Below are 18964 nucleotides of genomic sequence, written 5' to 3'. Positions count from 1 at the left end.
TGAGGCGGCTAATTCTGGAAGGTTGCGAAGATCACAACGACCGCATTTTCCGGCATAACCATTGTTGAGTAGTGATTGGGGGCGAACCCAAGGAGGTCTTGAATGCTGCAAATACTTCGTGCCGCCGCCGTTTTGATCTTTGTGGCGTCGACCGTTTTCGCACAAGATTTTGACAAAGGTTATGCAGCAGTAAAATCTGATGATTTTATAACTGCGTGGAAGGAATTGGAGCCCGTGGCCGAAGATGGCAATCCGAGGGCGCAATACCTACTCGGCCATATGTATTACACTGCGAAAGGTGTTCCGAAAGACTTGGTTAAGGCCGTGCATTGGTATCGTCTTGCGGCGGAACAGGGCCACGTTACAGCGCAATACGTCCTTGGCGTTTTTCATCAATTTGCAATTGGCGTCCCGAAAGATTTGGCCGAGGGGGCCAGATTGTATCGCCTTGCTGCCGATCAGGGCTCTGCAGATGCGCAAACCAGTCTTGCCGATATGTTTAGAAATGGCGAAGGCGTTCCAAAAAACCCAGAAGAGGCCGCGCGATTGTTTCGTCTTGCCGCTGAACAGGGAGATGTCTTAGCGCAATCTGATCTTGGTACCATGTACGAATACGGCAATGGGGTTTCAAAAGATTTAGGTGAGGCTGTGCGCTGGTATCGTTTGGCCGCTGAACAAGGCTATGTGTCAGGGCAGTATAATCTTGGCGATATGTACGAGTATGGCAAAGGCGTACCAAAAGACATGGCCGAAGCAGCGCGTTGGTACCGTCTTGCGGGCGAACAGGGTAATGCAGATGCGCAGTTGCGTCTTGGCTATATGTATTCCAGTGCCAATGGCGTGCTGCAAGATTTAGCAGAGGCTGTGCGCTGGTACCGTCTTGCCGGGGAACAAGGCAGCGCAGATGCGCAAACCCGTCTTGGTTATATGTATAAAGCAGCCCAAGGTGTTCCGAGAGATATGACAGAGGCCGTTCGTTGGTATCGCCTTGCTGCGGAACAAGGAAGTGCGGATGCGCAATACGATCTTGGTGAACTGTACGAGTTTGGCAAAGGTGTTCCGCAAGATGTTGAAGAAGCTGAGCGCTTGTATCGCTTTGCTGCGCAACAGGGCAATGAAAAGGCGCAAGGCAAGCTGAGCTCCACTTATAAGATAGGTGTGGGTTATCCGGCAGATGCAAACAAGTCTGAAAATCCGTCTATCAAACGCACGAAAGCGCGGATCGTCGATCTTAATTCACTTGCACGCGAGCTTATTCAAAAAGGCGACTTTATGGGCGCGATCGTACCTGCCAGAGAACACTGGGACCTGTGCCTCGGTCTTGGCGATGACTTCCTTAAACTTCGCCTTCAATGTCTCATTGACTACGAAGCCGCCCGGGTGCTTGCCAGGCTCGACTACACTGTCGAAAGACGCGGAATTTATAGACTGAGCAAAAGAATTTATGGCCCCGAAAATTCTGTCACCTTGGGGAAGGGTGTAAGTCTCTTTTCGCATCTGTTTGCCGCAGGGTTCGAAACAGAGGCGCTTGTGTTGGGGCGATACATCGTCGCGACAATCGATCGCATTTTGGGCGAAGAATCCGAAATGGCAAATTATGCACGTCGGGAATTCCTGCATGTTCTACGCTTTTCGGGGCACATCGATGAATACAACGAAGTGTTTGGTAGACACAAAGCAGTGACCATCAGTGCTTACAGACAGGCTCTTGGCAGATTGTCGCCTGATGACCGTGAAATGATCGAAATTCGGGAACGTACGATTGACCTGTTGCCAGTCGAAGAAGGCATCCAGCTAAGAAGGGCAGAACTTGGAGATGATCTGTTGGGTCACGCCAAGCTTGAAGACCACCACACCAGACGAAGTCTCGCCGGATATTTTCTTGAAAATGGCCAGTATGATGAAGCCGAGTTTCAATATGTGACATTGCTTTCGTATTATGCGGATGGCCCGATGAGTTTTTATGCTGACGTTGCTGAGAGTATGTCAAAAACGAAAGTGGCAAAAGGCGACGAGGCGGGTGCCCGCAGCGCATTGACGGATGCAATTGACTTTATGCGCGTAAAGAACGGGAACTTTGAAGAAGATGTATACCTAACTTACATGAATTCGCGCCTTCTTAGGTTTGAGTGGGAACGAAATAATTATGATGTTGCATTGACCCTGCTTCGGGAGATTAACGCAGGGCTAGCAGACGTCATGGTGAAGGATACCAACAAATCGGATTTGTTCACACGTGTGGCACGCCTGCATGACGCTGCTAAATCAGGCACAACGACATTGCCCGAGAACAAGCCGGAACTCTTGCTTAAGGAAGGATTCTTGCTGGCTCAAAAGGCTGTTAATTCAACATCTATGGCCGCCGTGCGTACGACTGCGCGCCGACGTGTTGCAGAGACAGCCAAGCTTCAGGCGCCGTATGAAAAGTGGGAATCCACAACCGAACAGGCCGAGTTTGCCCAAGCCAGATTTCAGGAAATGCTTAGTAAGGGAAGTGCCGCTATCGGCGACGACGCCTTTGAAGCCCAACGCCAGAAATGGGGTGACCTTCTGTATACCAAGCGCAAAGAAGCGGCAGAGGCATTAGAAGAATTGCGCCAACTTGATCCAAGCATTGTTCAATTGATCCGTCAGAGCCCAGTGTCAATAGAAACCATTCAGCGCGAGATATTACGGCCTGATGAAGTGTTGATCGTGTTTTCGGTCGGAACCACAAGGGGCCAGAAAACGATTGCCTGGGCGATATCGCAGGACAGCTATGCCTGGGCCAAAACAGACGTGAAGACCGGTGTGTTGGAGCAGATGGTCAACACATTGCGTTCAAATTTGGAGGGCGGCAATCGCGGTGCATTTAGCCTTGATGGGGAAACAGAGCCGCAGGAAGTGAAACAAGTTGCCGCCTTTGACCGGGCCTTTGCCTATGAATTCTTCCAAGAATTGTTTGGTGCAGCAGATATTGCCGAAGTGCTCGCGGATAGACAGAAATGGATCATCGTGCCCCAAGGCCCCTTGTTCAACGTGCCCTTTGCCACGTTAGTCATGGAGGAACCCGAAGGCGACAATTCCGACCCTGCAGCGCTTCGGCGCACAAGTTGGTTGGGGATCGAACGCGCCTTGTCAGTCCTGCCAGCGGTGTCGATGTTGAAGGGAAGGATAACATCCGAGGAGGATCAAAATGATCGGTCGCCCTTTTTTGGCGTCGGAGATCCCAATTTCTCGGGTGTTCCTGACAATGACAATCGGGGGCTTCCTGCCGTCGAAATGCTTGTTTCAAGAAGCGGGCAAGTTGATCTAGGCGCTGTTCGAAATCTCCCACGTTTGCCGGGAACCCGAAGAGAAGTCGAAGCGGTCGCAAAAATTCTAGGTGCAGGGCAGGAAAGTTACCTTCTTGGGGCTCGTGCAAACGAAACAGCGCTTGTTGAAGCCTCCGAAAGCGGACAGTTGGGCCGTGCCCGTGTTGTCTTATTGGCCACCCATGGATTGTTGGCGGGTGCATTTGATGACGTGATGGAGCCTGCTTTGGCCCTCAGCCCACCTGTCGGCGGTGCACGTGCAATCCAGTTTGGCAACGCGGGTGCAAACAGCAATGATGTTGGTCTACCCGCAAGCAGAATGGATGACGGGTTGTTGACCGCATCTGAGGCCGCCGAACTGAAGTTGAATGCGGATTGGGTTATTCTATCCGCATGCGACACGGCTGCTGGCAACTATTCAGGATCCGAAGGGCTCTCAGGGCTGGCCCGTTCGTTTCTTTATGCAGGGGCGGGTTCACTTTTGGTGTCGCACTGGCCAATTGATGATGACATCGCTGTTCGCTTAACAACCGGTGCCATCATCAGGCTGGAAGAAACCCATACAATGTCGCGCGCTGAAGCCCTTCGTGCATCCATGCAAGACATTATCACCGACCCCAGCCGAGACGAGTTCGCCCATCCGTCGTTGTGGGCACCATTTCAGCTTGTCGGATACTAACGGATTACGTTTGTTTGGGCTGTTGTTTGCCGGGACTCAACCAAATCGTCACATCCCCACGCCGTCGCAGGCTTTCGGTGTCGTCGGACCAGGTCGTAATGCGATACCGCTTCTTCTCAAACTTATGCCGACGCGATGCGTTGAACTTATGCGGCATCAGGAGCGTCCAATCGGTCAGGTAAATAGATCCCTAGCAGAACGCGGCGTATACACGCAACAACGCCTGATAATAGGCCGTACGCGCTTCGAGATGATCCAGATCAATTCTGGCCAGGCACCGCTTGATAACACATCAGTCGTGCGTGTTGATCCGGTAACAGACAGGGAGATGCCATCAATGCCTGGAGACAGAGCGCAGAGTTTCCAAAGGTCTCTTGCAAAATTGCTCCGATGGGTCAGAGATCGCGTTCCACCTGGGGTCAGAACATTGATTGGTCTTTTACTTGTTGCTGGGGGGGTCTTTGGGTTTCTGCCAATCCTCGGATTCTGGATGATCCCGCTGGGCTTTGCCGTGATCATGCTTGATCTGCGCGCCCTTTGGATTGTTGGCATGCAATGGTGGCATGACCAAAAATGACAGCGTGCGCCCGGCGGGCATAAAGGTTCTGTCGCAAGCTTTCGAGTGAAGCGAGCTGAGGCTTCAGCTCGATACAATTATCCCGCGAGCACGCCGAACTGCGCGAAGCCGGACAGTCCTGATCGGCCAAATTGCCCTTTACGGATCATGTGAACGACTTCGATGCCTGCCAGAGTGGCTGCCGCTGAATTGAGCGATTTAAATGTCTGCATAGGGCGCGTAATTCTTATGATAAAGCTATGGTCCTGCTCAATGATATTATTGAGATATTTCACCTGCAGGACGTCGATCAACCAGCACCAGTTATTCATAACCAGCAGGCAATTCATGTTGAACAGCCCCGCCGCGTTCGATCCGCTTTTGTCGATGACGACCTTGTCCGGCCAGCCATTGTTGCTGATGGCTTTAGCGAAGAACGCGGTCGCAACTGCTTCATCGCGACGCTCAGATAGCATGAAATCAAGGGTTTTGCCGCATTTGTCGACCGCTCTATAGAGTTACGTCCATTTGCCTTTGACCTTGATATAGGTTTCATCCATCCGCCAGGATTGACCGGTTGGCAGCTTCCGACGACGGGCCTCATCAGCGATAGCCCCCGCATATTTTTCGACCCACCGATTGAGCGTTGCGTGATCCACTGCCACGCCACGCTCAGCCATGATTTCTTCGAGATCGCGATACGAAACGCCAAACCGAACGTAGAAATAGACAGCGTACAAGATCAAAGGTTTTGGGTAAGGCGCACCTTTGAAACTGATCAACGTCTCAATCCTGATATTGGACTTGGAAAGCGCACCCATTGAACCGGGGCGTTACAAAACGCAACAGTCTTCCGAAAGTTTGCGACACTACCCAATCCATTCGGTCGTGGACAGTACTGGCCTGAAGATCTTCGGTGAGGGCAAATGGCATGAGCAAAAGCATAAAACCAAGCCGTTGCCCCGGCGCGAGAGCGTCGAGAGCGTCGAGAGCGTCGAGAAATCAGGCACCGCAATCTCGACTCCCAGTAAAGCCGCGATACTGCGCATCAATCCTTGCGTCTGGCGCAGCGGTTGTTGGAACACCATACCGAGCGTCATGCAAAGCTCAATCGCCAGATCCGAATAGCGCGGCTGTCCACCACGCGTCTTTCGGCGCTGTGCCGACCACAAGCTAAGTGCATCTTCACTGATCCAAACCGCCAGATCAGCGCGCCGTCGCAGACCTTCGTTGTACTCGGGCCAGTTGATCACGCTATGCTTTTGTTTTGGGATCTTGTCACGACGACCGACGTTGAACTTATGCGGCATTTACGACATCCTGGATTGAACAAACCGACATGATATCAGTGAAGAGACGATCTGTGCAACAACGCCGTATCCATCACAAATATACCATTGCGCGCTATCCCAAACCTGGCAGCCACAAAGCCAATTGCGGAAATAAGATAAGCAGTAAAACAAGTAACATCGAGCAGCCGATATACGGGATCGCGGCTCCGTAAATCTCGCGCATCGTGGTGTCCTTGGGGGCAACCCCCTTCATAACAAACAGCAAAAGTCCAAAGGGCGGCGTGGTGAAACTAATCTCCAGCGCCAGCAGAATGATCAGCGCAAACCAGATCGGATCAAATCCCAGCGTGAGTGCGAGCGGGAAGAAGATCGGCACAGTGAGCAGCATCATGGATATCTGCTCCATAAACATGCCTAACAGCAAGAGCACCGTAAACATCGCAAGCAGCATCGCGATGGGTGCCAGATCAAAGGAGGTTGCCCAGCGGATCAGCCCCGAGCTTGCGCCCGAGAACGCCAACAGCTGGCTGAACGTGGCAGAGCCAAACACGATGAGATATGCCATCAGCGTCACCCGCAGCGCCCCCACAACCGACCGTTTCATCACTTCCCACGTAAGACAGCGGAATATGACAGCAAGGATAAGCACCCCAAGCGCGCCGAATGCGGCAGCCTCGGACGGGGTGATCAATCCTCCCACCATGCCAAAGACGATCAAAACCATCACCGACAACATTGGCAGGATGTCCTTGATGAGCAGACCCGTTTTATAGCCAAGGCTCAGCGTCTCAACATCGTAGGCAGGTGCTGCGTCGGGGTCCATCTTGGTCTGGATGAAGATTGTGGCGATGTAGAAACAGGCGAGGATCAGACCGGGAATGATACCCGCGATCAACAACGCGCCGACATCCACCCGTGCCAGCGTTGCAAGCAGCACCGCCAATGCAGAGGGCGGGATGATGATCGCCAATCCGCCGGTGCCAAGGATCGGACCAATGGACATTTTCTTTTTGTAACCCCGTGTGGTCATTTCAGGCACCATTAATGACCCCAACAGGGCCGTTGATCCCATCGATGATCCGGACAACGTGGAAAATGCAGTACCGCCCAATACCGTTACATAGCTGAGCCTGCCGGGCAAACGGCCCAACAGCTTGTCGATAGCATTGAACATCCGCGCACCCAGACCGGTGTGAAAGAATACCTCCCCCATGAGCAAAAATAGCGGGATCGGCACCAGTGCAAAATTCGTCAAACTGCCAAAGCCGTTGTTGAGCATCAGGGTCACGCCCCTCGCGCCCCCCATGAACAACCATGCGCCCAGAATGTTGGCCGCCAGAAAGGCCAGCGCCACGGGCATCCCGATGGCCATCAGAACAAGAATAGACCCCAACAACAGACCAAGCGCTTCAAACCATTCCATTATTCGTGAATTCCTGCTTCGCCTGAGTGCATAAGATCGGAGCCAACAACAAAGCGGCTGAATTCAACAGCCATAAGACCAAAGCTAATGGGAAAGGCCGCCGTTAGTATCCATTTGGGGAAATAATAAGCGCGCACATCCAGATCGTTGCGCACAATGTTGGTGAGCATCAACTCGCCACCTTTCCAGGCCAGCAACGCGCAGACACCAACACATGCGGCAGCTACACTGCGGCTTACAACACGGCGCGCCGCAGGTGGCAGCGCCGCAGTCACCAATTCGATATGGACATGACCCTTTTCGCGCACAAGCCAAGGCGCCCCCAGCATCGTCATATAAAGGATTGCATATTCGCTTGAGGTGAAAAGCCATGCAAAGGGTTGCAGCCCTAAATTACGCATCACAACCGAGGTAATGACCGAAATCATCAGCCAGATCAGCATGGCACCCGCGATCCCGGCCATAGCGTATAGTGTCCCTAGGTATAGCCTGCCGATGACGTTCATTATGGCCCCCTGAAAAAGAAGCGCGCCGGAGGGTATGCTCCGGCGCGCAATTGGCTTACTTAGTATAGAAAAGCTCGATCAGCTTGTCATAGTTGCCAGCACCCTGCGGGCTTTCTTCCATCAGACCTCTCATGCGGTCCCATGTGTTAGACACGGCGGCCCCAAGATACGCATCGGCAGCATCCCCTTCCAACGTGATCACTGTCATGCCCGCCTCTTCGAGGGCTTTGAAATCCTCGTCTCGCGCAGCACCCAGTTTTTCAGCAGACTCTGCTTCGTGAGCAATCGCCACGTCCTGCACGATTGTACGCGCTTCTTCGGACAGGCTGTTCCACTTTTCGAGGTTCACAATTGTGCCCAGATCGGTCGAGAAAAAGCATGGCTCGATGCGGTAGTTCAGGAACTCGTTCCATTTGAGGTCGATCAGGCCGATCTGTGTCCAACCCGTTGCATCTACAACACCACGTTCGAGTGCAGAATAGACCTCCGTGGTTGGAAGATCGATCACCTGCGCGCCAAGGTAGTCGGAGAAGAAGGCGTTATAGACGGCATTGCCGCGCAGCTTGAGCCCCGACACATCAAGGTTGCCGCCATCGTCGAGGGTTGGGGCGTCACGTGTCCAAAGATTGTAGCACACACCTGAATCGAACCAGCCAAGATATTTCACACCCATTTTTTCCTGGTGGATCTGGTCGATCAGTTCAATTCCGCCGTTCTCGCGGACTTCGGATGCAACTTTGTTCGAGGTCACAAGCGCGTCTTTTTCAGGCAAGGCACCGGCGTAAAAGCTGCCAGGTGTGTATACCATGTCAACCACGCCACTGCGCACCGCATCGGGCTGCTGGAACATGCCGATCGCTTCGGGTCCGCCGCGCACTTCGATCTGAATCACACCTTCACCTGCGGTGTTCACCTTATCCACAAACTCCAAAAAGCTCTTTGTATAGATGAGCGATTCAGGAAAGGCATGAACAGCAGTCAGCGTTTCTTGGGCATAGGCAGTACCCGCCAGTGCAGTTGTGGCGAGGATGCCGCCGAGTATTGTATGTTTCATTTGTTCTTTCTCCCTGATGATCGACGCATTTTGCGCCATTGGTGGTGATTTATGTTGCGGGCAGTGCCCATGAATGCGCAGCCAGTCGGGCCGCGCGAAACGCCTTGATTTGTTCCGAGTGATGCAGGGTCATGTCAATGTCGTCCCAGCCATTTATCAATTTTTGACGGCTTACAGGGTCCAGATCAAAAGCCACGTCCTGACCGGCGATCGTGGCGCGCCCCGTGCGAAGGTCAACCTGAGCAGCACCTGCATCCTCTCCCAAAGCTGCGATCAGAACTGACGCAATGTCCGTACCAATCTGCGCCGCCAACAAGCCGTTGTTTACAGCGTTGCCCATAAAGATATCGCCAAAACTGGGTGCAAAAACCGCCTTGATACCAAAATCCACCAGCGCATACACTGCGGCCTCGCGGCTGCTACCACTGCCGAAATTGCGCCCCGTCACCAGCACCTTTGGCTTGTGTTGCCCTAACGGATGCCCGTCCTGTGCAGCGCGCACATCATGGAGCAAAAAGCCGCCATAGCCCGCACTGCGGGGCTGGGACATAAACCGCGCGGGGATAAGTTGGTCCGTGTCGATATTGGACTGCTGCAATGCAACGGCAGTTCCGCTCAGTGTTTCCCAACCACTCATATCCGGCCCTCCAACAAGGGGCGTACATCTGTCAAATGGCCTGTGACCGCTGCGGCAGCCACCATTGCAGGGCTCATCAGGTGGGTGCGCGCACCACGGCCCTGACGGCCTTTGAAATTGCGATTGGTGGAAGAGGCACAGCGTTTTCCAGCCTCAACCAGATCACCGTTCATCCCCACACACATTGAACAACCCGACCCTGCCCATTCCAGCCCCGCAGAGACAAAAATCTGCGCCAGCCCCTCCTCTTCGGCCTGCTTCTTCACAAGCACTGAACCCGGTGAGACAAGGCCCGGCACGACAGCCTGCCTGCCCTTCAAAACCTGCGCCGCCATGCGCAAATCCTCGATACGCCCGTTTGTGCAGGAACCGATAAATACCTGATCCACCGCAATGCGCGACAGCGGCATTCCCGCCTCAAGCCCCATATAATCAAGTGAGGCGCGCGTACTTTCAGCCTTAGCCCCTTGGTTGTCGGGAAACGGGACAGCACCAGTGATCGGCAAGGCATCCTCGGGCGATGTGCCCCATGTTACTGTGGGCGCGATGCGGTTTGCATTAAACGTGATTTCGCGGTCAAACGCACTGTCAGCGTCCGAATAGAGGTCCTGCCACTCTGCCACCGCAGCGGCCCATGCGTCATTCTGCGGCGCAAACGGGCGTCCTTGCAAATATTCAAATGTCACCGCATCAGGGGCAACCATGCCCATACGGGCCCCCCCTTCGATGCTCAAATTGCACAGGGTCATTCGCCCTTCCATGCTGAGCGCCGCAACAGCCTCGCCCAAATATTCAACGGCAAATCCCTGTGCGGCGTCCGCCCCCAACTCGCCGATCCAGTGCAGCGCCAAGTCCTTGGCAGTGACCCCCGCACCCAGCGCGCCGTCAAACGTTATCCGCATGGTTTTCGGCCGCTTTTGCCAAATGGTCTGGGTCGCCAGAATATGGGCGACTTCCGTGGCCCCCACACCAAAGGCCAACGCACCAAATGCGCCATGCGTGGACGTATGACTGTCACCACAATTGATCAGAAGGCCGGGTAATGTCAGCCCCTGCTCGGGCCCGATTACATGAACAATACCCTGCGCAGGATCGTGCAGGTCGAACAAACGGATGCCAGCATCGCGCGCATTTTGATCCAGCGTCGCAATCATCGCGCGTATGTCAGGGGCCATCTCTCCGAGTCGCGTCGGGGCATAGTGATCCACAACGCCAAATGTCAGCTCTGGTTGTGCCACCGTCATCGCGCGCGCGGCAAGTTTGGCAAACGCATGATGCGACCCCTCGTGCACAAGATGCCTGTCGACCCACAAAAGCGAGGTGCCATCGTCACGGCACAACACCTCATGGCTGTCCCACACTTTATCCATCAAGGTACGCGGCACCGTCATTCAGCAGCCTCCGGACGGCCCGGTTTTACAACAGGCTCCCAATGGCGGGCATCCCCTGCGCCCACACGGCTGAGCGTCATTTCCAACTTGAACATATCAGGCCGGTAAAGTGCCGCGAGATACTCCACCCCCCTGCCGTTGGCATCGCGCACCACACGGTCAAGCATCAGCAATGGCGCACCCACGCTCAGACCCAAATGACCTGCTACCTCTGGTGATGCCAATGTCGCACTGACGCTTTGATCAGCTGTCTCGACTTCAACACCCGACCGCTCCAGCAAACTGAAAAGGGGTGTCGTAGCCAGCTCTGATTCCGAATAATTTTGTGCTATATCTTCGGGAACATAAGTCGTCAGGTGTGAAAACGGCTGCCCCTCGATCAATCGCAACCGCACGGCCGCCTGAACATTTGTGGTCCGCGATATCTTCATGGCGTCCGCAACTGCAGCGGGCGGCAAACTGTAGCTGAACGATATCAGCCGCGCTGTTGTCTCGTGCCCCATTTGGACCACTTGAGGCATTAGGGTAGTAAAGTCCGCAGCCATAGAAGGGCGCTCTGCCGTTGCGCGCACCCGCGTCCCGACACCGGCACGGCGATCAATCAGCCCTTCCCCCTCCAACGCATCAAGCGCACGCCGCAAGGTAACACGCGACACATCCAGAAGGGCCGCCAACTTCTGCTCCCCAGGTAAAATAGCACCGTTCGCGTATGTGCCACGGGTGATGCCATCGAGCAATTGCAAGTAGACGCGCCGCGACTTGCCCCCCTCCGGAAGGCTGCTCACTGATGCATCGCCAAGTTTCGCAGACATTGCTGAATTACCTCTGAAGTTGGGTCAACCGTAACGGTATTTTGTGTAAATGCAAGAAAACTGTCTTATAGGTTCTGAAATATTTGTTCTATCTCTGTATCCATATCTGTATTATAGAAAAACATCTACTGAGGGAGCCAACATGCCGATACTCGAGCTTCGTGTGCTTGAAGGGTACACCGAAAACGACAAAAGCCGGATGGGCCACGTGCTCACAGATGCCATCAGAATGGTTGTCCCTGCGCCTCCCGAGGCCGTGACGGTGATGATCCACGAGATGCCTCACACGTCTTATATGCGAGGACGCGAGCACCGCGTACCTGCCCCGGCCCTGCCCGATCCGGTGAATGTGGCCCGCACTTTTCTCAGCGCGATGGAGGCCCGCGATCTAGAGGCTGCGCAGAAAATGCTCGGGCCCGACTTTACCATGACATTTCCCGGCGCACCGCAGATGCACAGTCTGGATGCGCTGATACAGTGGGCAGCACCGCGCTACCGCTTTGTCACAAAGACCTATGACGGATTTGATGCGCTGCAATCACCGGCTGAACACGCAATCGTTTACTGTCGCGGAAGCCTCAGTGGCGAATGGCCGGACGGCACGTCCTTTGAGGGTATCAGATTTATTGACCGCTTCGAGATAACGGCGGGACTGCTCACGCGGCAGGACGTCTGGAACGACATAGCTGAGCATAAGGTGAAGACATGAGCGCCACTATTGATCCCGTAACACTGGCCGTTTTGGCGGGCCGGATGGAGCAGATTGCCGATGAGATGGACGCGACCCTATTTCGCGCCGCTTTTAACCCCATTATCGCAGAGGCGCATGACGCCTCGCATGGCCTGTACCACGCCGTGTCCGGCGACACGTTGGTGCAGGGCAAATCCGGCCTTCCCATTTTTGTCGGCGTCATGAGTTTTGCCGTGAAAGCCGTGATCGACAAGGCAGCCGAGAATTGCGACCTCAAAGACGGCGACATCTATATCTTCAACGATGCCCATATAGGCGGCACACACCTGAGCGACATGCGCCTTGTTAGGCCCTACTATCACGAGGGCAAGCTGTTCTGCTATCTGGCCTCAGTCGGGCATTGGCATGATGTGGGTGGTGCGGTGCCCGGAAACTATAATCCCGCGGCGACAGACGCATTCCAAGAGGCATTTGTCCTGCCGCCAGTTCGACTGGCAAAGGGCGGCGTGATCCAGACCGACATTGTCGACATTCTGATGCGCAACACACGCCTGCCTCAGTCGGCGCAGGGTGATCTGAACGGGCAACTGGGTGCGCTTGATCTGGGCGTGCGCCGGATGGACGAGCTGCTGGGCGAATACGGTGCGGGGACTGTTCGCGACGGCCTCGACGCGCTGCAAGACAGCGCCGAGACGCTGATGCGCGCCGAGTTGACAACCTTGCCTGATGGACGCTGGACGGCCACAGATTACCTCGACAACGATGGCATTACGGATGTGCCTTTGCCCATCACTGTCGCGCTGGAGATTTCCGGCGATACGATGACTCTGGATTTTGAGGGAACAGCGCCACGCTGCGCAGGGCCGGTGAACATCGCGCTGCCGACAGCCGTTGCAACGGCCTATGTGGCGATCAAGCATATATTCCCTGCCCTGCCTGCCAATGCTGGCGTGATGCGGCCTATCACGGTTAAAATTCCCGAAGGATCGCTTTTATCAGCGCCCTTCCCTGCGCCCGTTGGTGGCTACACCGAGACGATTCTGCGCATGATTGACGTGATTTTCGCGGCTGCCGCTGGTGCAGCTCCCGAACGCGTTGTTGCAAATGCCTATGGAACTATAAACGCGCTGTCGATTTCTGGAACGCGCGAAAACGGCAAGCCGTGGGTAATGTTCAGCTTTTACGGCGGCGGGCATGGCGGTGCAATTGACGGTGACGGGTTGAACCACGGCAATGCACCGATCTCGACAGCGACCATACCGCCGATGGAAATCCTCGAATCCGCCTATCCTGTGATGTTCAAGCAATGGGCTTTGCGACCTGACAGTGCGGGCGCTGGCACGCACCGCGGCGGAATGGGAGCGGTCTACGAGATCGAAGTGCTGGAAGGCAACGGCGCAACGGCGTTTCTGTTTGGCGAGCGTGGCCGCTATGCGCCGACGGGCGTCGCGGGGGGCGGTGACGCCGCGCTTAACGTGTTTAGCTATGAGCAGGCAGACGGGTGGCACCATCCGAACATGGCCTCCAAGATGGTTGGAATCAAGCTGGAACAAGGTCAATCCGTCCGGTTGGAGACACCCGGCGGCGGTGGCTATGGCCCTGCGTCAAAGCGTGCACCCGCAGCGGTGGCACGTGATGTGGCCGCAGGGTTGGTGTCAGCAAAAAAGGCGTCCGAGACATACGGCACCGCATGGCAGGAGGAAGTTCCATGAGCAAGATGATCGGCGTCGATGTCGGCGGTACATTTACAGATATCTTCGTATTGGATGAGGCCACTGGTTTGGCAGAAGTGGCAAAAGTGCCGACATCGCGCCCTGACCAGTCGGTGGGGTTCCTCAGCGGGATCGGTGCGCGGGTGGATAATCTGGCCGATGTTTCGGTTATCGTGCATGGTACAACGGCTGGTACTAACGCGCTGTTGGAGCGTAAAGGTGCAAAAATCGGTGTGATCACCACGCAAGGTCTGCGCGATGTGCTGGAAATGCGCCGCCGCGACCGTCCGCGCACATGGGGGCTGCGCGGTGATTTCATCCCGATCGTGGACCGCGCGCAGCGGTTGGAGGTGCCCGAGCGTACCTTGGCCGATGGCACTGTGCGCTTGCCTGTTGATCTGGGTGCCGTGCGCGCGGCGGCAAAGCAACTGATTGCGGATGATTGTCTGGCAGTGGCGGTGCTTTTTGCAAATGCCTATGCAAACCCCGAAAACGAAGTACTGGCAGTCGCGGCTGTCCGTGGAATATGGCCAAACGCGCATGTGTCGTGCTCCTCCGAGATCCTGCCAGAAATTCGCGAATTCGAGCGGTTCTCGACCACAGCGCTGAATGCATATCTCCAACCCGAAGTGTCAGGATATCTGGCCCGTCTTGAAACTGCCCTCAAAGGTGACGGATTTGAGGGGGAGTTCATGATTGTGCAGTCTAACGGCGGCGTCATGGATGTAGAGACCGCAACTAAAGTACCCGTGCGTACGGCCTTGTCCGGTCCTGCGGCGGGTGTCGTTGCGGCAGGTTACATCGCGCAGGCTGCAGGCTTTCCCAATGTGATCACCGGCGATATGGGCGGCACGTCATTTGATGTCTCGCTGATCGCCAAGGGTCAAAGCATGCTCAGCCCACAAACTTCGATTGATTTCGGGATGGTTGTGCGGTCGCCAATGATCGAGATTACGACCATTGGTGCGGGTGGTGGCTCTATCGCGTGGGTTGATAAGGGTGGGTTACTCAACATCGGACCAGAGAGTGCGGGTTCAACGCCCGGCCCAGTGGCCTACGGCCAAGGCAACACGCGGCCCACGGTAACGGACGCCAATGTGGTACTGGGTCGAATTGACCCAGAAAACCCCATCGGTGGAAAGCTAAAACGGCTGGAAGTCGAGGCCGCGGCAACCGCTATTCTGGAGCATGTCGGCGCGCCATTGGGTCTGGATGCCCTCGCCGCTGCCGAGGCCATACTGCGTGTCGCCAACAGCCGCATGGCAGGTGCGCTGCGCCTTGTCTCGGTCGAGCGCGGATTTGATCCCAAACGCTTTGCCTTTATGCCCTTCGGGGGCGGTGGCGCGCTTCATGCGGGTGCCATGCTGGATGAGGTCGGACTGGCCCGTGCAATTGTGCCGCGCTACCCCGGTGTGACCTCTGCCATGGGCTGTGTGATTGCAGATATGCGACAGGATTTTGTGCAAACCGTCAACACAATGCTGGACGACATAGACACGGCATCACTTGGAGATCATATGCAGCGCCATGTGGATCAGGGCCTTGCCACGCTGGAGGCGTCACGCACGACTTTTGAGGCACGAGAGACATCCTTCACGCTTGATATGGCTTATCTTGGCCAGACACATACCGTCAGTGTCCCCCTCTCGGTTTTGGTGCGCGACGGAATCGTTACTGCACCCGATGAGACCACGATTGGCGAAGCATTTGATGCCGCATATGTTGCGACCTATGGGCGCTTGCTCAATGGCGGCGTGCGGCGGGTCATCAACCTGCGCTCTGCCGTCACGGGCAAGCGGCCCCGCTTTGACCTGTCCACACTCGCCCCGCGCGGTGGCACGGTAGAGGGAGCGCTGCGCGGCACACGGCAGGTGTACTTTGGCGGCAAATGGCACGAGACGAAAATTTACGCACGGCTTGAACTGCCTGTTGGTGCGGTGATTTCAGGCCCAGCTATTCTGGAGCAACCAGACACAACTGTCCTGATCGAGCCGGATCTCGCCGGCCGCGTTGATGACTTTGGCAATACAGTGATTGAAAGGACCGCATCATGAACGCCGAACGCACAGCGTTATTGACCATCGATTTGCAGAACGACTTTTTGCACTCCGAAGGAGCGTACGGGCGCGCAGGTCAATCTGCGCCCGCCATTGCCGCCCTGCCGGCGCGTATTGCCCCCGTGCGTGATGCGTTGGTGAAAGCAGGCGGTACTTATATCTCTGCTCAATTCACGCTTGTGCCCGGCCGTGGCGGTGCGCCCTTGATTGCAGAGCATTTGAAGAAACTGAGGCCTTTTCTAACGACAGATGACTTTACCCCCGGTGGTTTTGGTCATGATCTTGTGGACACGCTCAAGCCTGCGGATTTCACAATCGAGAAAGTTGCCTATTCCGCTTTCTACCAGACACGGTTGGAATACATCCTGCGCGCGATGGAGATCGAGACCCTCATCGTGGGCGGCATTGTAACCAACGGCGGCGTGGCCAGTACACTGCGCGATGCACATCTGCGCGATATCCACACCGTCATGCTGTCGGACGGTTGTGCTGCGTTCAAACCAGAGGTCCACGATGCAACGCTGATCTCTCTGGGGTCGGTCACACGCGTTATGACGTGCGCCGAGGCGACAGCACTGATCGGAGCGGCACAATGAGCTTGCGCGCGCGTCTGCGCGCTGCAGATATCCTGATCGCACCGGGGGTCTACGATGGTCTCACGGCCACGCTTGCCACTGATGCGGGGTTTGAGGCGCTGTACCTGTCAGGGGCTGCTGTTGCCTATACCCGACTGGGCCGCCCTGACATCGGGCTGAGCACCGCAAGTGAAATGGCCGACACTATGGCATTGATTGCAGACCGAACTGACCTGCCGGTAATCATGGATGCCGATACAGGCTTTGGCAACGCGCTGAACGCGCGCCGCACCATGCTGTCTTACGAGCGCGCGGGTGCTGCAGCGCTGCAAGTCGAGGATCAGAGCTATCCCAAGCGGTGCGGGCATCTTTCTGACAAATCATTGGTATCGCGCGCCGAGATGGCGGATAAAATTGCGGCGATGGCCGATGCCCGCCGTCATGACACGCTAATCATCGCCCGTACCGATGCAATCGCAGTTGAGGGCTTCGACGCAGCCGTTGACCGTGCAGGTGCCTATATCGAGGCAGGCGCAGATGTGCTGTTCATCGAGGCGCCGCGCGACCGAAACGAGCTGGGCCGCATCACTGAGACGTTTCAGGGCCAGGTCCCCTTGCTTGCCAATATGGTGGAAGGGGGTGCCACCCCCATTTCTTCCGCCGAAGCCCTGCAAGAAATGGGTTTTGATATTGTCATCTTTCCAGGCGGCATTGTGCGGGCCTTGGCCCGCACGGCGCATGACTACTATCGCAGCTTGAAAGAGGCCGGATCGAACATACCGTTTTCGGACAGAATGTATGACTTTGACGGGTTGAACCAGGCCATTGGCACAGGCGAAATGCTAGCCTTGGGAAAGTTGTATGATGGCACGTCCTGATATCGCCGCACCGCTGGCCGAGTACGATGTGGATGTGGGTACGCTGATCATAGGCGCTGGTGCGGCAGGGATGATTGCGGCATTGCGCGCGCACGAAGCAGGCCATGATGTTTTATTGATCGAAGCAGACCCGCTGCCCTCCGGCTCGACCGCTTTGAGTGCAGGTTTAATCCCCGCTGCGGGTACAAAACTGCAACTCGCCGCAGGGATCCAGGATAATCCGGTAATGTTTGCGGCGGATATCCAGCACAAGGCCCATGATGAGAACGAGCAAGCGCTGGTTGACGTGCTGGCCCAAAACGCAGCCTCTGTCATTGACTGGCTGGTTGAAACGCACGGGCTTTCTTTTTCTGTTGTCGAGGATTTTGATTATCCCGGCCATTCACGTCGCCGCATGCACGGGCTGCCGACCAGATCCGGGGCAGAGCTGATTGACGCGCTGCGCGGTAGGATCGAGCATCTGGGCATACCGCTGATCTGCGAACGGCGCGCCGTGACGCTCTATGCCAAGGAAGCGCACATTCACGGTGTGCAGGTTTTGCGCCCGGACGGTGCCACCGAGACGATTGGTGCAAACCGTGTCATTCTGGCCTGCAACGGCTTTGGTGGAAACCGCGAAATGGTCACCAGCTATATGCCGGAAATCGACAGCGGCCTGTGGTTCGGACACGACGGCAACAATGGTGATGCTATCTCGTGGGGGCAAAAGCTAGGGGCAGCGACGCGGCATTTGGGTGCCTATCAGGGGCACGGTAATGTCGCCCATCCACACGGTATTCTCATAACGTGGGCGGTGATTTCCGAAGGTGGATTCCAGGTCAACCGTCATGGCAACCGGTTCTGGAACGAGGCGCAAGGCTATTCCGAGGCCGCGCGTGCGGTTCTGGGCCAGCCAGACGGATACGCTTGGTCTGTATTTGACATGCGCATTGCAGACATTGCGCGCCAGTTTGCCGATTTCAAAAAAGCCGAAAGCCAAGGGGCCTTGATCTGGGCCGAGACGATTGGCGCGCTAGAGCAGAAATGCGGATTTCCCGAGGGCAGCCTTACTTCAGCGGTCACTGACATTCCTTCGAAGGGTGAGGATGCGTTTAGTCGGAAATGGACGGGACAGCACCTCAAGCCACCATTTTGTGCGGTCAAAGTGACAGGGGCGCTGTTTCACACCCAAGGGGGGCTTGATATCGATCCTTCCAGTGCACGCGTCCGAAAGATAGCGTCTGGTACATTTGAAAACCTGTACGCAACGGGCGGTGCTGCTGTTGGCGTTTCCGGGACATCTGACAGCGGCTATTTGTCGGGCAACGGATTGCTTGCCGCGAGCGTTCTGGGATGGATCACAAGCGGCGGCTAGGGGTTCTGTCGCAAACTTCGGCGCACGACGGAATGACTCATAACTTTGGACACA

The 18964-nt window shown here is 55.8% G+C and carries 15 protein-coding genes and 1 pseudogene; 8 read left to right on the top strand and 8 right to left on the bottom strand.

The annotated features are described in order from the left end of the window. Positions 1–102: 102 nt before the first annotated feature. Both C1J03_RS23675 and C1J03_RS25860 read left to right on the top strand, forming a co-directional pair. On the top strand, positions 103–3972 hold the full coding sequence (locus tag C1J03_RS23675) for a CHAT domain-containing protein (protein ID WP_114889212.1): 3870 nt from the start codon (positions 103–105) through the stop codon (positions 3970–3972). Next, positions 3959–4549: a hypothetical protein gene (locus tag C1J03_RS25860; protein WP_254694309.1), complete on the top strand. Its 591-nt coding sequence runs from the start codon at positions 3959–3961 to the stop codon at positions 4547–4549. The genes C1J03_RS23675 and C1J03_RS25860 overlap by 14 nt, the downstream gene beginning before the upstream one ends. A 77-nt stretch (positions 4550–4626) precedes the next feature. Here the strand turns inward: C1J03_RS25860 and C1J03_RS23660 are convergent. The 8 genes and pseudogenes from C1J03_RS23660 to C1J03_RS23625 form a co-directional block, all read right to left on the bottom strand. Then, positions 4627–5349: pseudogene (locus C1J03_RS23660) on the bottom strand (IS6 family transposase). 48 nt (positions 5350–5397) lie between these two features. Beyond that, entirely contained in the window at positions 5398–5838 is a 441-nt protein-coding gene (locus C1J03_RS23655) for a transposase (protein WP_441351150.1), read from the bottom strand. 94 nt (positions 5839–5932) lie between these two features. Next, positions 5933–7243 (bottom strand): TRAP transporter large permease, encoded by a 1311-nt coding sequence (locus C1J03_RS23650; protein ID WP_114889211.1) that lies wholly within the window; start codon positions 7241–7243, stop codon positions 5933–5935. Continuing rightward, the gene (locus tag C1J03_RS23645) at positions 7243–7749 is read right to left on the bottom strand and encodes a TRAP transporter small permease (RefSeq protein WP_114889210.1); all 507 of its coding nucleotides are present in this window, start codon (positions 7747–7749) and stop codon (positions 7243–7245) included. Before C1J03_RS23645 ends, C1J03_RS23650 begins: the two co-directional genes overlap by 1 nt. Before the next feature lie 55 nt (positions 7750–7804). Next, the gene (dctP, locus tag C1J03_RS23640) at positions 7805–8803 is read right to left on the bottom strand and encodes a TRAP transporter substrate-binding protein DctP (protein ID WP_114889301.1); all 999 of its coding nucleotides are present in this window, start codon (positions 8801–8803) and stop codon (positions 7805–7807) included. Positions 8804–8852: 49 nt separating this feature from the next. Beyond that, positions 8853–9440, bottom strand: a complete 588-nt coding sequence (leuD, locus tag C1J03_RS23635; RefSeq protein ID WP_114889209.1) for a 3-isopropylmalate dehydratase small subunit — start codon at positions 9438–9440, stop codon at positions 8853–8855. Beyond that, positions 9437–10831 (bottom strand): 3-isopropylmalate dehydratase large subunit, encoded by a 1395-nt coding sequence (leuC, locus tag C1J03_RS23630; protein WP_114889208.1) that lies wholly within the window; start codon positions 10829–10831, stop codon positions 9437–9439. Before leuC ends, leuD begins: the two co-directional genes overlap by 4 nt. Next, positions 10828–11643 (bottom strand): GntR family transcriptional regulator, encoded by an 816-nt coding sequence (locus C1J03_RS23625; protein ID WP_114889207.1) that lies wholly within the window; start codon positions 11641–11643, stop codon positions 10828–10830. Before C1J03_RS23625 ends, leuC begins: the two co-directional genes overlap by 4 nt. Before the next feature lie 142 nt (positions 11644–11785). Here C1J03_RS23625 and C1J03_RS23620 point away from each other — a divergent pair, with 142 nt between their 5' ends. Genes C1J03_RS23620 through C1J03_RS23595 form a run of 6 tightly spaced genes read left to right on the top strand, consistent with a single transcriptional unit; the run spans position 11786 to position 18910 of the window. Continuing rightward, the gene (locus C1J03_RS23620) at positions 11786–12352 is read left to right on the top strand and encodes a DUF4440 domain-containing protein (protein ID WP_114889206.1); all 567 of its coding nucleotides are present in this window, start codon (positions 11786–11788) and stop codon (positions 12350–12352) included. Beyond that, positions 12349–14046 carry a hydantoinase B/oxoprolinase family protein gene (locus tag C1J03_RS23615; protein WP_114889205.1) on the top strand — a complete coding sequence of 566 codons (1698 nt, stop codon included), beginning with the start codon at positions 12349–12351 and terminating at the stop codon, positions 14044–14046. Before C1J03_RS23620 ends, C1J03_RS23615 begins: the two co-directional genes overlap by 4 nt. Further along, complete coding sequence (locus C1J03_RS23610) at positions 14043–16100, top strand: hydantoinase/oxoprolinase family protein (RefSeq protein WP_174234518.1); 2058 nt, start codon at positions 14043–14045, stop codon at positions 16098–16100. The genes C1J03_RS23615 and C1J03_RS23610 overlap by 4 nt, the downstream gene beginning before the upstream one ends. Further along, complete coding sequence (locus C1J03_RS23605; RefSeq protein WP_114889203.1) at positions 16097–16699, top strand: cysteine hydrolase family protein; 603 nt, start codon at positions 16097–16099, stop codon at positions 16697–16699. The genes C1J03_RS23610 and C1J03_RS23605 overlap by 4 nt, the downstream gene beginning before the upstream one ends. Beyond that, positions 16696–17556 carry an isocitrate lyase/PEP mutase family protein gene (locus tag C1J03_RS23600; protein ID WP_114889202.1) on the top strand — a complete coding sequence of 287 codons (861 nt, stop codon included), beginning with the start codon at positions 16696–16698 and terminating at the stop codon, positions 17554–17556. The genes C1J03_RS23605 and C1J03_RS23600 overlap by 4 nt, the downstream gene beginning before the upstream one ends. Further along, the gene (locus tag C1J03_RS23595) at positions 17543–18910 is read left to right on the top strand and encodes an FAD-dependent oxidoreductase (RefSeq protein WP_114889300.1); all 1368 of its coding nucleotides are present in this window, start codon (positions 17543–17545) and stop codon (positions 18908–18910) included. Before C1J03_RS23600 ends, C1J03_RS23595 begins: the two co-directional genes overlap by 14 nt. Positions 18911–18964 lie beyond the last annotated feature (54 nt).

Origin of the sequence: Sulfitobacter sp. SK012, assembly GCF_003352085.1 — a bacterium.
Lineage (GTDB): Bacteria > Pseudomonadota > Alphaproteobacteria > Rhodobacterales > Rhodobacteraceae > Sulfitobacter.
Note: the sequence above shows the minus strand (reverse complement) of the source record. Positions and strands in the feature narration are given on the sequence as shown.

Excerpts from the sequence above, each read along its gene's own strand:
- C1J03_RS23675 (WP_114889212.1), top strand. The coding sequence starts at position 103 with ATGCTGCAAATACTTCGTGCCGCCGCCGTTTTGATCTTTGTGGCGTCG.
- C1J03_RS23655 (WP_441351150.1), bottom strand. The coding sequence starts at position 5,838 with ATGCCGCATAAGTTCAACGTCGGTCGTCGTGACAAGATCCCAAAACAA.
- C1J03_RS23650 (WP_114889211.1), bottom strand. The coding sequence starts at position 7,243 with ATGGAATGGTTTGAAGCGCTTGGTCTGTTGTTGGGGTCTATTCTTGTT.
- C1J03_RS23645 (WP_114889210.1), bottom strand. The coding sequence starts at position 7,749 with ATGAACGTCATCGGCAGGCTATACCTAGGGACACTATACGCTATGGCC.
- dctP (WP_114889301.1), bottom strand. The coding sequence starts at position 8,803 with ATGAAACATACAATACTCGGCGGCATCCTCGCCACAACTGCACTGGCG.
- leuD (WP_114889209.1), bottom strand. The coding sequence starts at position 9,440 with ATGAGTGGTTGGGAAACACTGAGCGGAACTGCCGTTGCATTGCAGCAG.
- leuC (WP_114889208.1), bottom strand. The coding sequence starts at position 10,831 with ATGACGGTGCCGCGTACCTTGATGGATAAAGTGTGGGACAGCCATGAG.
- C1J03_RS23625 (WP_114889207.1), bottom strand. The coding sequence starts at position 11,643 with ATGTCTGCGAAACTTGGCGATGCATCAGTGAGCAGCCTTCCGGAGGGG.
- C1J03_RS23620 (WP_114889206.1), top strand. The coding sequence starts at position 11,786 with ATGCCGATACTCGAGCTTCGTGTGCTTGAAGGGTACACCGAAAACGAC.
- C1J03_RS23615 (WP_114889205.1), top strand. The coding sequence starts at position 12,349 with ATGAGCGCCACTATTGATCCCGTAACACTGGCCGTTTTGGCGGGCCGG.
- C1J03_RS23610 (WP_174234518.1), top strand. The coding sequence starts at position 14,043 with ATGAGCAAGATGATCGGCGTCGATGTCGGCGGTACATTTACAGATATC.
- C1J03_RS23605 (WP_114889203.1), top strand. The coding sequence starts at position 16,097 with ATGAACGCCGAACGCACAGCGTTATTGACCATCGATTTGCAGAACGAC.
- C1J03_RS23600 (WP_114889202.1), top strand. The coding sequence starts at position 16,696 with ATGAGCTTGCGCGCGCGTCTGCGCGCTGCAGATATCCTGATCGCACCG.
- C1J03_RS23595 (WP_114889300.1), top strand. The coding sequence starts at position 17,543 with ATGGCACGTCCTGATATCGCCGCACCGCTGGCCGAGTACGATGTGGAT.